Source organism: Flavobacterium sp. GW821-FHT12A05 (assembly GCF_058807735.1).
Genome location: NZ_JBXAQY010000010.1, coordinates 186,007 through 201,153 on the forward strand (window position 1 = coordinate 186,007; position 15,147 = coordinate 201,153).

A 15,147-nucleotide genomic window follows, 5' to 3' on the forward strand; every position below is an offset into this window, starting at 1 on the left:
GCTTTTGATTTGAAGAGACGACTAATTGGTCGTCTCTTCTTTTTTATAATTTTCAAAAGCTTTCAAATACTTTTTCAATATATATAACAATCTAATATGAATTCGAAAGTTTAATCGATCCTTTAAAAAGTAGATTTATAAGCAAATAATCCAGGTGTACCGCCTGTCATGATAAACAATATTTTCGTTCCTTTTTTGTATCGGCCTAATTCTATATCCTTAAGCAGCCCGCCAAAAGCCTTTCCGCTGTATACAGGGTCTAGAAATAAACCTTCGGTACGGGCAAGAAGTCTCACGGCATTTTTCATTTCCTCTGTCGGTAAACCATATCCTTCACCAAGATAGTTTCCGTCAATATCTACATCTTCTTTGGTTAAATAGATCGTATTGTTAATTAATTCTAAGGTACTTTTAGCTTTTTCAAAAGTTGTATTTACAGCATCTTCTAAGGCGGCTAAAACGGTATAAGATTTTATATGAACGTTTTCAACTTCGAGAGCTTTCATCCCTGCAAGTAATCCTGCGTGAGTTCCTCCGCTTCCATTTGGAACAATAATCTCATCGAAATGAATATCTAATTGGTGAGATTGCTCCATAATTTCTTTAAAACAAGAAACATATCCTAAACAGCCAACAGGACTGGAGCTTCCAAGCGGAATAATATAAGGCTGTTTGTTTTCTGTGATAAGTTCGCTCACACGTTTATCTATAAAATCAGATGCTTTTTCACCTTTAGCCAGCATATGAGTTTTAACTCCCAAGATTTTTTCTAATAAAATGTTACCATTTTCCAGATAGTCCGCATCAGTTTTAGAAACGGCCTGAGTTAAAACAATTTCGCAATCTATGCCGTATTTTGCCGCAGCTGCCGCTGTTAATCTCGTATTATTAGACTGAACACCACCTGAGGCAATTAGAACATCGGCGCCTTTTTCTTTAGCATCGGCGATAAGATATTCCAGTTTTCTTAATTTATTTCCTCCCAAACCTAAAGTTTGTATATCCTCTCTTTTCACATAAATTTCTACTCCATTCAATAACTTATTTAAATTATTTAATGGTTGAATAGAAGTAGGTTTTTCGAGAAGATCAATTTGAGGGAAAGAGTCTATTGTTTGTAAATTATTGGAGTTCATAATGCATTATATATTTAGCGTAAATCTTAAGTGTTTTTAGTATAGAAAATAGACATATATCGAATTCTCTTGTCGACCAGATCAGAAGACATGGGATTGTATGACATTGTCTCTTTTCCATTTTCAAGAACGATAATGGTAAAGGGCTGTTTAAGTATTTTAGTGAAATGGTATACCGTTAGATATTCTGCAAGGTCTTCGTGTCTGCTGCTGCTGCTGTATAATGATACAAATGGAGTCATTTTTAAACCTTTATATAAATCGCAGGCTTCAGTTAATGAAAATATTTTACCATCACGGCGAAAATGATTTTTAGCGAATAAGGAATCAGCTGGTAAAAAAGAAAAAGTCGTTCGGTCTTTCCATATACCGTTTGTAAAATCAGCTGCAAAAGATTTGTAACCAATATTTTTATCTGAATCAGATTCAGCCAGCAGACCTAATGAACCATCTACGACATGCGTAGCTTCATGAAGCAATACATACACAATCGCATTTAGATTTCCGGCTTCTATTTTTACAGATCTGGATTTATCCTTGTTGTCAAAGCAGGTGCGTTCTTTCTCCGTCAGCCATTCCGAAACACTTTGTTTTAGAATGGCAGCTCTAAAAGTAATATGATAAAGTCGGTTGGGAGTCTCTGAACCAATTTTTGAGGTTAAAGCTGTATTTGGCATATTATCCAGAAAGCTAATACTTTTAAGATGTTCTTTTAAAACACGCTGATGCAGTGGCGGCAGCATTTCAAAAGCTTCCTTAACCAGTTTGTTTTCTTCTTGGGTCATCACATGTTCATTTGGCGACATACCGGCCTCATGAAACATTTTCAGCACATCTTCAGGCGTAGGCTGAACACGTAAAAACAGAGCAGTAGAAGTGTCAAATTGTTCCGTATTTTTATTAGAAGAGCTTTGGTTGTCTTTATTTTGAGCAAGACAAATTGCTGAGGAGAATACTATACTTAAATAGAAGCTCAGCTTGGATAGATTACGGAAAATCATAGTAGAGAAAGCAATTAATTTTTCTATGTAAACTTAAACATTCGTAGATTTTTAAACAAGTTAATTGTTTTATCAAAATGTTTTATTTTGTTCTCTTTATACGCGGTTCGTTTTATAAGTTCCTTTTTTTAAATCTTAAACAAATTAATAAATTATTATAGTAAATGGATTGTTAATATTAATGTAAGGTAATTTTAAAAGTGGCATAACTTGAGTTTTAATAATACATCGTTTTTTTGACATAAAAATTTTTTTATGGAAAATAACAATGATTTAGGCAGAAGAAGGTTTCTTAGAAATTCTTTATTGGCAGCTGGAGGAGTTTTCATCGCTCCACTTATTGAAAGCTGCAGTGACGATGATAATAAATCGGATAACAGCGGTGCGCCAGATGGAATGAAAAATGAAGGGTTTGAGACAGGAGTAGCCAGTTTTGACCCAACTGAAACAGGAGTGATTATCTGGACAAGATATTCAGCAGGTTCGGATGCTGAAATCACCTGGGAGATCAGCAAGGATGCAGGATTTTCTCAAATAACCAGAAAAGGACAGGCAGGGGCATCATCTACAAATGATTTTACAATTGCGGTTGATGTTCAGAATATTTCTTCCAATACAAAATACTATTATAGATTTTATAATGCTAAAACCAAGCAGGTAACGGTTACCGGAGAAACACGTACGCTGCCATCAAAAACAGATAGTGTAAATGATGTAAAAATGGCTGTAGTTTCCTGTTCTAATTTTCCGGCGGGACTTTTTAATGTGTATGGTGCTATTGCTTCTTCAGATGTTGATGTAGTGGTACATCTTGGAGATTATATTTACGAATATGCACCAGGACAGTATGGAACAAATCCTTTTACCAATTCGCTTGGCAGAGAACATAAACCAGCAAGGGAGATTGTAAGTTTAAGTGATTATAGAGAACGATACAGACAATATAGAGGAGATAAAAACCTGCAGCTTCTTCATCAGAAAAAACCTTTTATATGTGTCTGGGACGATCATGAGTTTGCGAATGACACTTATAAATCCGGTGCAGAAAATCATCAGCCTGCCGAAGGAGATTTCCAAATGAGAAAAATGGCTGCTTTTCAGGCCTACAGCGAATATATTCCGCTAAAAACTGGAAAAGATCTTAGAATTTACAGAAGTTTTAATTTTGGTAATATTCTTTCGCTTTATATGATGGATACCAGGGTTATTGCTAGAGATAAGCAGATGAGTTATTCAGATTATATTGATAATGGCGGTAATTTTGATCAGACAAAATTTAAAACAGATTTGTTAAGCCCAAGCAGAAAACTAATTGGAAGCGAACAAATGAATTGGCTGGGATCTCAGATCAATTCAGATACAGCTAAATGGAAGGTATTGGGACAGCAGATTCTAATGACAAAAATGCTGATTCCTGCAGAGCTTTTGCTGCTTTTAAATCAAATTTTGGCAGAAGTAGATCATTTTGGAAGTGCGCAGCCGGCGACCATGCAGGCTCTTATTAATGCAATCTCACAACTTGTTGTTATTAAAATGAGACATAAACAAAGTGATCCTTCGTTAACGGCTCAGGAAATTGCAAGAATTACAACAACTCTGCCTTATAATCTGGATGCCTGGGATGGTTATTTTGCAGAAAGAGAACAATTGTATGCAATGCTTTCTGGAAAAAATGTTGTGGTATTAGCAGGAGATACTCATAATGCCTGGCTGGGTAAACTTACCGATATGCAGGGAAAACATATAGGAACTGAAATAGCCTGTAGTTCTGTTTCATCTCCGGGATTAGAAGCTTATCTGGGCATTACAGCAGATCCATCAAAAGCAGTAGAGTTAGCACAAGCATTTACAGTACTTATAGACGATTTAGAATATGCAAATTTGTATAAGCGAGGCTATACATATCTTAAATTTACATCATCTGGTTCTGAAGCTGAATGGCGATTTGTAGACAGTGTAACTACTGAAACCATTAATACTATAACAGAAAAAAAATATACTATAGCATAACAGGTTTATGTTTATATGGTATTGAATGAAATTTTTCTGGCAGTATAAAAAACAAGTAAATTAAATCGGGACAGGAGTAATCGTGTTCCGGTTTTTTTTATCCTGCAGCTTTGAATATTCCTATATTAAATATTGATGTTAATGAATGTAAGATAAAATCAGCGGAGATTTTTTGCATGTATAAATAACAATATTAACAAATTATTAAATGACAAACCTGCAAAAAATACCAATAAATGTTTATTATACTTTTGTAAGGGTCTTCTTTAACAATTGAAATATTTATTATGAGTTCTAATTTGATTATAAGGTTACGTGCTGGTGATGATTCATGCTTTAAAGAAATATATGATTTATACCATTTTAAAGTATTTTGCTTTGTTAAGAAATATACTTCGCAATTGGCAGATTCAGAAGATGTAACGCAGAATGTTTTTATTCATCTTTGGAAATACCGCACCAAATTAGATCCCGAAGTAAGCTTGGAAGCCGTACTGTTTAAAAGTTCAAAGCAGGAAATCTCAAGGTGGTACAAGAAACAAAACCGAATTTTTTCGGTCGAGGACGATCAATTGATTAAAGAACTTGACAGCAAAACACAATCTGATGAAGAGGTGAGTCTGCAAATGGAAAAAATAGAATACCTTCTTGATAAAATTCCCGCTAAAAGAAGAAAAATATTCAGCCTGCATAAGTTTGAAGACCGCAGTTATAAAGAGATTGCCGAAGAAATGGATATGTCTCCGGGTGCTGTTGCCAATCAAATTTCTAAAACATTACAATTTCTTAAGAAAAACTCTGTAAACAATCATGAACTGTATTGGTTTGCCTTATTCTTTTTATACCAGACCGAATTAGTTTCGTAGATAAAATTCAGCGAATATATAACCTTGTGTCGCGTTTGTCTCTCAATTTTGGTTCTAAACTTTGGCTGCGAAATCTTTATTCACATTAAGAAAACGTTAATAGTATAACTGGCCCGTGATATTTGCCTAAATGGAAATCTAATGTAGTTGAATTGATATCTGTACGTAATTTTCAAATAGTAAATAGTAACTCTAATGAAGTCCAAAAGAATGAAAGAAGAATGGAATGCCATACCAAATCGAGGAATGCTTCCTGACGATACAAAAGACAGAATGTGGAATAATATACGCAGAGTTACTATTGATAAATATAAGAGGTTATATCATTGGACCGCTGCGGCCTGTGCCGTATTTATTATCTCAATTGGCAGTTATCAGTTTTTTAATCAGTATCAAAAGTCAAAAATTGAGATTACTTCAACAGTTACCTTTAAGAATGATATTCGCCTTATAACGCTGCCAGACGGAACAAGAGTATGGCTGAACCAAAATTCTCAAATTGAATATCCGGTGCATTTCTCAAATAACGAAAGAAATGTGACCTTAAAAGGTGAAGCTTTTTTTGAAGTAAAACGCGATACTTTACGACCATTTGTAATTAGCTCCGGAGCTATAAAAACAACTGTTTTAGGAACTTCATTCAACATCAAAGCCTATAATGACAAACAGCCTGAGGTAAATGTTAGAACAGGAAAAGTAAAAGTTGAGGGAGAAACCAATACCGTATTACTGGTAAGAGGAGATAAAGCGGTATATGCAGCAGCATCTTCTACAGTAAAAAAAGAAAAAACAAATATACTGGAGCCGGAATGGAAAAAGGCCCTTTTATATGTTGACGGATTAACTCTGGAACAGGTTTTAGATAAATTAAAAGAAGAAAATGATTTTAAGGTAAATTATTTAGAAGATGATTTAAAGAACCTTACCATTCAAGGCACGCTTGACAGCAGGCAAGGGCTTTATGAGATGCTGCAAACTATTGCATTTGCCTTAGAAATAAAAATCAGATCTACTGGTAATAATACCTATTTAATCAGCAGGTAAACCAGCATACCCAATTTTAGTGCATTTTTTTGCCGCTTATAACTCTTAAAAAAAGTTTTTATAAGCAGCCAGGAATTTTCATGTCCAGATTTAAAATATTTACCAATTGCATCATATTCAAAACAAATTCTAATAAACTAACAATTATCAATTATGAACAATGATTTTTCCAGGCAGTTTACTTTTGTCCTATGGATTTTATTTTTTGGAGTTTTTCTCGGAACAAATACTATTTATTCGCAAACCGGAACTGTATCAGTGGATTTTAAAAATTCTACGCCTCAAAAAATTATAGACAATTTAAAATCACGCACACCTTACCAATTTATTTATCAAAAAGACTTAGACCTAAGTTCTCCTCTTGTAACGCTAAAAAAAGACAATGTTTCGATTGATGAAATCTTAAGTGATTTGCAAAAAATGACCAACTTAAATTTTAGAAGAAATGAGAATAATATAGCGGTAAATAGTAAGGATGCAGACAAAAAAAAAAAGAAAGGAAAAATTACAGGTAAAGTTGTAGATACAAACGGACTTTCGCTTCCGGGAGTGAATATAAAAGTAGCGCAGTTAAACTATGGAGTACAGTCTGATATCGATGGCAATTACATTTTAGAATTAGAACCCGGAGAATATACGATTGAAATTAGTGCCATTTCTTTTCAAACACAGAAAATTACAAATGTAAAAGTAACCGAAGGAGGAGAAACTCCCTTGGTCGTTTCTTTAAAAGAAGATGCACAATCTCTTAAAGAGGTTGTTATTGTACAAAATTACAAACAGGCAACAGCTTCGGTTCAGGGATTGTTATTACAGCAGAAAAAAGCAGCACAATTCTCTGATGGTATTTCGGCAGAGCAAATTGCGAGAACGCCGGATAGAGATGTGGCAAGTTCATTAAAACGTATTACCGGAGTAACTACAATCGATAATAAATACGTAGTAGTTCGCTCTATGGGAGAAAGATGGAATCAGGCTGTAATGGACGGAATCGTCCTTCCCAGCACCGATGCTTATCAGCAAAACTTTTCTTTCGATATTATTCCAACCTCAATGGTTGAAAGTATTGTAGTGAGCAAATCAGCGACTCCGGATATGAATGCCAATTTTGCCGGAGGATATGTTGAAATTAAAACTAAAGACATCCCGAAAGAAGACTTTACCAGTTTCTCGATAAGTTCTTCATACAACAGCCGAAGTGCTTTTAAAGAGAGATTAACTAAAGCAGAAGGAAAGTACGATTATTTAGGTTTTGATGATGGCAGACGCGATTATCCTAATATGCAGCCTATCGAAATTCCGCAAAATGCAGCTTCTTCCGGACCATTTATAGAACAGTCTAAAAAGTTTACCCAAGACAATTTTTCCACTTATAAAACCTATGGTGCACCCGGCACAACGCTTCAGTTTGCAATAGGAAGATCTTATAAATTAAAGGATAATAATAAATGGGGATTTGTTGGATCTGTACTCTTTAAGAATACACAGGAAAAACTGGATATTGAACATACGGAAAGAGGAAGATTTTTAACCAATACAAGATTTGCCCAAGAAGGACAGGGCGGCAGAAAATATTCCATTTTTGAGAAATTCGGATTTACAAATTCAGGTGCCAATTATAATTTTAATTCTACTTTGGGCGGTATGTTTAATGCTGCAATTCAGCTTGGTGATCATAAAATTACAAGCCGTAATACCGTAGTGCATATTTACAACAATCAGCTAAATCAAATTACTGGATGGGATAAAGGAACAGATGTACCTGAAGTTTTAAACGGTAACAATCTTCCTTCGACTACCGAAACAAACTATCCCGTTTACCAAACATTTATTCAGAATAAAATAGAAGGAAATCATCGTTTCGATAAGCTGGAAGTGAACTGGTACGGAAGTTACAGCAACATAACAAAAGATACTAAAGACGCTACTTTTCTGGAGACTTTTCGCAAAAATGTAGGTGATGATATGCTGGTTTATCATAGCGTTTATAACAGTGGCGGAAGATTTCCTTTCAGCCGGGACAATTATACCAATGATGAAACAGATTACAATTGGGCCATTAATTTTGATTATTCATTCGATTTAGGTGAAATCAGTAAAAACGATATTAAAGCAGGTTACTTCGGAACCTATAAAAAAGCGTCAAACCAGCAGCGTTCTGCAAAAGTTGTAACTGTAGGGCAGGGCACAGACAGAGCTGATATATATGAACCTCTTTCTGAATTTCTAGACGGATCACAATACTATTATGGTGGTTTTGGATGGCTGGATTATGGTAAGTATGGTGACAAATATGAAGGAGATGTAAAAGTTCATTCTCCTTATTTAATGCTTGACAATAAAATTGGAAACTTTCTTAGATTAGTTTGGGGAGCAAGAGCAGAAAGTTATGTTTATAATGAAATATCAAATCAATTTGAAGCTCCTGGAAATTTTCCTTTAACAAACGTAGACAAGAAATGGCAGTTTTTACCTTCTGCAAGTTTAACTATCAGCCCAACCAAAAAAACAAACCTTAGGCTGGGTTACAATAGATCAGTTTTGCGTCCTCAATTTGCAGAACGCGTAGGAACTCCATACTATGATCCTATTCGGTCAGCTAAAATTTTAAATTGGTCAGCAGGAATGATCTCAAGTGTATCAAATAATTATGATTTAAAATTAGAATGGTTTCCGTCTGGAGGCGAAGTTTTATCTTTTGGAGTGTATCATAAAGACATCAAAGATCCAATAGAATCTGTAGGTACAGTAAATGGTAATTCTGGAATTATTTATAATCTTAATTCTAACAATGCCAAATTATGGGGATTAGAAATGGAATTTTATAAAAATCTTTCCTTTTTAGGAGATGGTATTATTTTAGAACAATTATTTGTTTCAGGAAACGCGTCATTTAACGATACAAAAGTAACCTCTTATGTAAATGTTGACGGAACAGGAGGTCTTTACGAAGCTAATAGACCGCTGTACGGACAATCGCCGTATACCTATAATCTTGGTTTAGATTATGTGGGAGACAGATTAGGTTTTAGTGTGAGACATAATGCCATTGGCGACCAATATATTTTAGTGGGATTTGAATATTCCCGTGAAGAAATCAGAATGCCGTATTCTACAACAGATGCTCAGGTGAGCTACAAATTTTTTAAAGATAAAAATCTGGAATTAAAATGCAGTATGAAAAATATTTTCGATACTGGCATCCAAACCTACAACAATGCCAATAGCTATTCGCATCTCGAAGATGTTTCGTACGGTTCTAATCCAAGAGACCGCTATACATTGGGAGCCAATGCCACTAAAAAATACGATCAGGATATTGACCAGGTAATATTCAAAGCTTTCAGTGGCCGAACTATAAATGTATCGATCAGTTACTCGTTTTAAACTATTGTAAATCACTTTAAAATCCAAATATTAAGAAACCGTTAACAATAAAAAACAGTGGTGATATTTTGTTTTTATAAAGTCTAATATAATTGTGTGAGATTATTTTTTAATGTTTTCAGCAGCATTATTTAAGGTCTATTGTTTTTTTTTTCAAATGCAATTCTGTATGGTCTTTTAAATAATAACTTATAAAAAGACCTGCAGTAATTGTATCAAAAGAAATAACAAGAGAATGGAAAGCAATCCTTTCATTGCGATGGAAACCCTAAGAATGAAAGATGGAGTTTAGGTATAAACCCCCGGCGGTAAAGCGGCAATAGTTTATTAAAAAGATCTTTACCAAAAACGAGAAAGACCTAAGGAAAGATATTTTGCTGCTCTCTCCAAAGGCCTAGTTTGAATAGCAGCAAATATAGCAATAATTAAATTATTATGAAAAAATTTTTTCTATTTGCAATGGTAGCTCTAGCTGTGAGCTCTTGCCAAAATGATGATTCTTCGGCAGATTCTTCTTTTTCAATGAAATCTTCAGGTGCTGATTATGTTCATCCGCCTACGGTTCAAACAGTAAGTGGTGCTATTACAACTAACACAACTTGGACAAATGACAGAGTTTGGGAAATTGATGGAGTAATCACTGTAAAAGATGGTGCTAAATTAACTATTCAGGCAGGAACATTTATTAAAGCTAAACCGCTTGCAACTGGTATTGCAACTGGAGTTTTGGTAATTACTAAAACAGGACAAATTGATGCGCAGGGAACTGCAGAATCTCCAATTATTTTTACAAGTTTTAATTTATTAGATGACAATGCTAATACTGTAGGGGTTCCGGGAGATTTTGGAGGAATTGTTCTTTTAGGAGATGCTGAGGTTAATACGGGTTCTACAACTAATATTGTTGAAGGATTAGACGATCAGCCTAATTTTGCTGAATTCTACTATGGAGGTTCAAACAATGCGCACAATGCCGGAATCTTAAGCTATGTTCGTATCGAATATGCGGGACGTATTTTAGATACAGATGTTGAAATCAACGGTTTAACATTGGCTGGTGTTGGAAACGGAACTACAGTTAACCACATTCAGGTATCTTATGGAAAAGATGATTCATTTGAATTTTTCGGAGGTAAAGTAAACGCTACTCATTTAGTTTCTTTTGCACCAGATGATGATAACTTCGATTTCGATTTTGGTTACACAGGAAGCATCACAAAAGCTATTGCACTTGCTGACAGTAATTCAACTCACAGTTTAAGCGGTGGAAATCCAGATTCTAATGGTATCGAATTAGACAACAACGCAACAGGAGCAATTACTACAATTATTACACGTCCGGTTATTTCTCAATTGTCTATCATTGGTGTTAGTTCTACAACAGTAGCTGATTTGTATGAAAATGCAATTCACGTGCGTAGAGCAGGTAACATCAGCCTTACAGACGTTACTGTAACAGGATATAATACAGGAATTAGATGGGATTCTCCATCACTTCCAAGTGGTTCATCTTATTTAAGAGTTTCAATCCACGGATTTGATAATGTGGCGCTTCCAGCAGGAACAACTTTGTCAGGTCCTGGTACAACAACTTCTACAGTAAACCCAGCTACAAAATGGAGTCTTTCACAACCTTTCTTTAATGATGGTGCTCTTAATTTCACAGGAGCAACTGGAGCATTTAGAACAGAAGCTAACTGGACAAATACTTGGACAAAGTTTTCTAATTTCTAATTAGAACAACAGCTCACTTATTATAATACTGCATGGGCAGCGCAATCTGCCCATGTTTTAAAATTTAAAAAAAATGAAAAAAACTTTACTTTTATTAGTCTTTACAATAATTACAACGGTATCATCTGCTCAATATACAATCTGGGAAGATGATTTTGATGATTCTGATGCTTCAGACTGGACTTTACTGGATCGAGATGGAAATGGCAGTAACTGGATTTCCCGAAAAAATATTCAGTTTGATGCCGGTACCGGAGCTATTATAGGAGGAACTCATGATGTTTTAGGAACTTATAATATAGATTTAAACAACGGAGGAAGTCAATTAGAAACAAGTGAAAATAATCTTGCTATAAGTCCTGTTTTGGATATATCATTTTACTCAGGAAAAATTACATTAGTATTAAACGCGCAGCCAAGTGTTTATGATAGTAACGAAGATATTCTAATTTATGGCTCTACATCGCCGGATCCTGCTTCATTTACACTTTTAAAAACAGTTACTTTAGAAAGAGTAACCGTAGAAGATGCAGAATTTAAAGATTACACGGTAGATATCTCACAATTTGCAGGTAAAAATAAAGTATACATTGCTTTTGGAACTGTTTCTAATCCGTTTATTGGTTACGAAATTGATAAGATTTCTGTAATGGCCGAAGCTTTATTAGGAATAGGCGAAAATGAATTACAATCATCATTGTGTTATTTAAAACAAAATCCGGTTCAGGATTATTTGGAATTAGAAATACCAGAAGAGTTTAAAAATGATGAAACAAAGCTGAAAATCTACAATACCAGCGGTGTTTTAATAAAAGAGTCTTCTTATAAAACAGAAGGTACAGCTGTTAGTGGTTTATCACAAGGTATTTATTTCCTTTCTGTAACAAATAACGGAGCATCAAAAAAAATAAAATTCATTAAAAAATAAGCAATCCAAAAGATCTGATTTATAAAATCAAATTGCCTCTAACAAAAAACAAACATGAAGAATTTATTGCCAAAGTTATTCGTTTTTTCGATTTTAATTACCCTCGTGCTTTCTTGTACCAATGATGAATTGGTGCCTTTTTACAGCGATGAAATCAATCAGCCGGGCAAAGTAACCATTACAGGTTACAGCGCCTTAAATGATTCGCTTCAGATAAGTGTTAACAATAAAATTATTGAAATCAATAAAGAGAAAAAAACGACTTTTGTAAAAAAAATTGAAAAAGATTATGACTTTGTGTATTACGGCAGTCAGGAAAAAACGATTTCAATTCTAAATAAAACGACTAAAGAAGTGTTGCATACCTATCAGTTTAATGCAAAAAAGGTTAAGGATACGATTTCTTTTTTTGCAAAAGAAAACCTTTGGATTGATAATGTTTCGCGCATAAAACTAGGCGTCTTAAGTAAGCCGGCTAACAGCGGTTATCGATTTATTTTTCCAAATCAAAATCTCTATTCTAAAAGCGGTTACACGGGTGATCTTGATGGAATTATACGAAAAATTAACGGACAGGTTTTAGGAACCGTAGAAAATATAAATAAAGAAAAATTTAGTTCGTTTATTGAATTTCCATTCAGCTCGCCGCCCACTATTTTAATGGAATTGGTAAAACACGGTACGACAGAATCCTATATTCCGGGACAAAAAGTAATTGTTATTATGACCATGTCAGTAAATAAATCAAAACTAATAGTACTGGAAGAAAAACGAGATGCAAATGGAGTTTTTTCAGGAGTAGACGGTATTTTGAACCTTACAGACTATTTTGTGTTTAAATAAAAAAAGCGAATTCATTTTTAAGAATTTAAAAATGCGGCTAATAAACTAAAAACTAATAAATGAAATACGCACCTTTTTCTGTTTTATCGATATTGCTTTTTTTATCTGTTTTTATGATCTCATGTTCAGATAATGATGCTCCGGCACCGGTTTATGAAGCTGGCACAAATGAATATGTAAATGATTGGATGTACCAGCAGATGAAAAGATATTATCGCTGGAATACCACCATGCCGGAAAAAGGCCGTTTAGATCTTCCTCCTAAAGAATACTTTGCAGGTTTATTGCAAAAAGATGACAGATATTCGTATGCAGTACATCCTGAACTTCCCGAAACAGCAGAGCAAAATCTAAGACGTAAATTTGGGTTTGAAGTTTCTTTTTTTGAATTTGACGGAAAATATTATGGTGTTATTCTTTATGTCCTCGAAGATTCTCCTGCCAAAAGAAATGGATTGAAGCGGGGACAGCTTATAACAAAAATAGAAGGAACAACGCCGGATCAAAACAATTATGCTGCATTATATTCTAAAATGACAGCAGTCAGTCAGCTGAATTTACAGACTGTTTCTTATACAGCACAAACGGGTTTTTATAATGTAAAAGAAATTTCAATGCTGCAGGGATATACATTCTCGCAGCCTATTAAATATAGTATTATTGAAAGTAATAATAAAAAAATTGGTTACGTCGAAATTTCTCATTTTGATGCAGGCCAAGCGCAGTCTTATCTGCAGACTTTTCAGGAATTAAAAAATAAATCAATTACAGAACTTGTTTTAGACCTGCGTTATAATGGAGGAGGAGACATCGCATCTGCTGCAGCATTAAGTATTATTCTGGCACCTAATATCCAGTCAAATAATCTTTTTATAAAATTTGAAGGAAATGCTAACGGCGGCAATGTAGATCAATCTTTCAAACAGGCCTTAGAAAGCAACGAATCTAAAATAAGTTTTGAAGCACTTCGTAATGTTCATCCATCTATAAATAGAGTGTATGTTTTATGCGGTAAATACACAGCATCTGCCTCAGAATTGATTATAAATAATTTAAAACCTTATATGGAAGTCATTACAATTGGAGACAAAACATTTGGTAAAGATGTTGCCGGTTTTCCAATTGCAGATGATAGGATATCAGGTAAGAAAGGCTGGATATTGTATCCTTCTATATATAAATTATTTAATTCCAGACATGAAGGAAACTATTCAAAAGGAATTGATCCTCTTATTTCGTTAAATGAAATACAGCAGCCAGAAGTTTTCCCTTTAGGGAATGCTTCAGAAACCTTATTAGCCAAAGCCTTAAGTTCTATTACAGGAAATACTGCTAAAACCATTTCACCAGTAGTAAGATCATTTCCTTTAGCAGCAAATAAAACCGATGCCGATTTTTTGATCATTCATTAATTCTAACAAATATTTCAACTTAATTATGCAGGGTATTGATAAAAGAGAACATCGAAGTATGGAAGAAGTTTTCAGAAAGTATAAAAACACTTACCACGATTCTAAAATTAGTTTAGAAGATAATGCCAAAATATGCCAAAACATGGAAGAACTTGATGTTCTTTACCATAGTTTCATGATTTTGCTGACCGAATTACAAAGATGTGCTAGAAATTACGAACAGAAAAAAACGGTCACACGAAGTATACTTCATAAAAACCTAAGAAAATTAAATGCAGAAGCATGCAGGAATATATAAAACTGAATTGTTTTTACTTTAATGTATGAATACTTTTTGGTGTAAGCTTGTTTTGATTCCAGCCCTGTCACTTCTTTTTTGGGCTGTAAATTTCTCGTGTTATGATTCTGCCATAAAAATTAAAGTACTGTAAATAGAAGTTAGTATTTACTGCAATCAGTATAAGATTTCTTTTGAAGGGCATATTTAAAAATCCCGTATAATAATTTAGTTATTGTTCTTAATTCCCTAAAAGGATTTACTTTTTGACGGTTTATTTTCTTTAATAAATACAAAACAAAGAAAAATCTTTCAAACGGATAAAAAAGTTTAATCTCTAAATTTGTTGTTATCAGAAAGTTAAGAAAAAATCATTAAATTTTTAAAAAAAAAGTGATGAAAAAGTATTGTAAATGCTGATAAACTCCCTACTTTTGCACCCGCTTTGAAACACAAGCGAAATACAAAAAGAAGACACGTTCGTAGACATATTGAATTGACAGCCGTTC

11 protein-coding genes are annotated in these 15,147 nt (G+C 34.0%); 9 read left to right on the forward strand and 2 right to left on the reverse strand.

The features are described from left to right. Positions 1-122: 122 nt before the first annotated feature. A complete protein-coding gene (locus AC1RRQ_RS21635) occupies positions 123-1,136 on the reverse strand; it encodes a D-cysteine desulfhydrase family protein (protein WP_493025048.1) in 1,014 nt (337 codons plus the stop codon). Between the two features lie 26 nt (positions 1,137-1,162). After that, positions 1,163-2,137: a hypothetical protein gene (locus AC1RRQ_RS21640; protein ID WP_493025049.1), complete on the reverse strand. Its 975-nt coding sequence runs from the start codon at positions 2,135-2,137 to the stop codon at positions 1,163-1,165. 255 nt (positions 2,138-2,392) lie between these two features. Between AC1RRQ_RS21640 and AC1RRQ_RS21645 the strand changes: the two genes are divergently transcribed. The 9 genes from AC1RRQ_RS21645 to AC1RRQ_RS21685 all read left to right on the forward strand — a co-directional run bounded on the left by AC1RRQ_RS21645 (position 2,393) and on the right by AC1RRQ_RS21685 (position 14,659). Further along, complete coding sequence (locus AC1RRQ_RS21645; RefSeq protein ID WP_493025050.1) at positions 2,393-4,147, forward strand: alkaline phosphatase D family protein; 1,755 nt, start codon at positions 2,393-2,395, stop codon at positions 4,145-4,147. Between the two features lie 287 nt (positions 4,148-4,434). Further along, entirely contained in the window at positions 4,435-5,013 is a 579-nt protein-coding gene (locus tag AC1RRQ_RS21650) for an RNA polymerase sigma factor (RefSeq protein ID WP_493025051.1), read from the forward strand. 195 nt (positions 5,014-5,208) lie between these two features. Next, positions 5,209-6,057, forward strand: a complete 849-nt coding sequence (locus AC1RRQ_RS21655) for a FecR family protein (RefSeq protein ID WP_493025052.1) — start codon at positions 5,209-5,211, stop codon at positions 6,055-6,057. Between the two features lie 153 nt (positions 6,058-6,210). Further along, complete coding sequence (locus AC1RRQ_RS21660) at positions 6,211-9,444, forward strand: TonB-dependent receptor (protein ID WP_493025053.1); 3,234 nt, start codon at positions 6,211-6,213, stop codon at positions 9,442-9,444. 435 nt (positions 9,445-9,879) lie between these two features. Further along, positions 9,880-11,178, forward strand: coding sequence for a beta-helix domain-containing protein (locus tag AC1RRQ_RS21665; protein WP_493025055.1), 1,299 nt, complete (start codon positions 9,880-9,882; stop codon positions 11,176-11,178). A 73-nt stretch (positions 11,179-11,251) separates the two neighbouring features. Further along, positions 11,252-12,106 carry a T9SS type A sorting domain-containing protein gene (locus AC1RRQ_RS21670; protein ID WP_493025056.1) on the forward strand — a complete coding sequence of 285 codons (855 nt, stop codon included), beginning with the start codon at positions 11,252-11,254 and terminating at the stop codon, positions 12,104-12,106. Between the two features lie 54 nt (positions 12,107-12,160). After that, positions 12,161-12,949: a hypothetical protein gene (locus tag AC1RRQ_RS21675; RefSeq protein ID WP_493025057.1), complete on the forward strand. Its 789-nt coding sequence runs from the start codon at positions 12,161-12,163 to the stop codon at positions 12,947-12,949. Between the two features lie 59 nt (positions 12,950-13,008). Then, complete coding sequence (locus AC1RRQ_RS21680) at positions 13,009-14,361, forward strand: S41 family peptidase (RefSeq protein ID WP_493025058.1); 1,353 nt, start codon at positions 13,009-13,011, stop codon at positions 14,359-14,361. A gap of 58 nt (positions 14,362-14,419) precedes the next feature. Next, positions 14,420-14,659 carry a hypothetical protein gene (locus AC1RRQ_RS21685; RefSeq protein ID WP_493025059.1) on the forward strand — a complete coding sequence of 80 codons (240 nt, stop codon included), beginning with the start codon at positions 14,420-14,422 and terminating at the stop codon, positions 14,657-14,659. Positions 14,660-15,147: the final 488 nt, after the last annotated feature.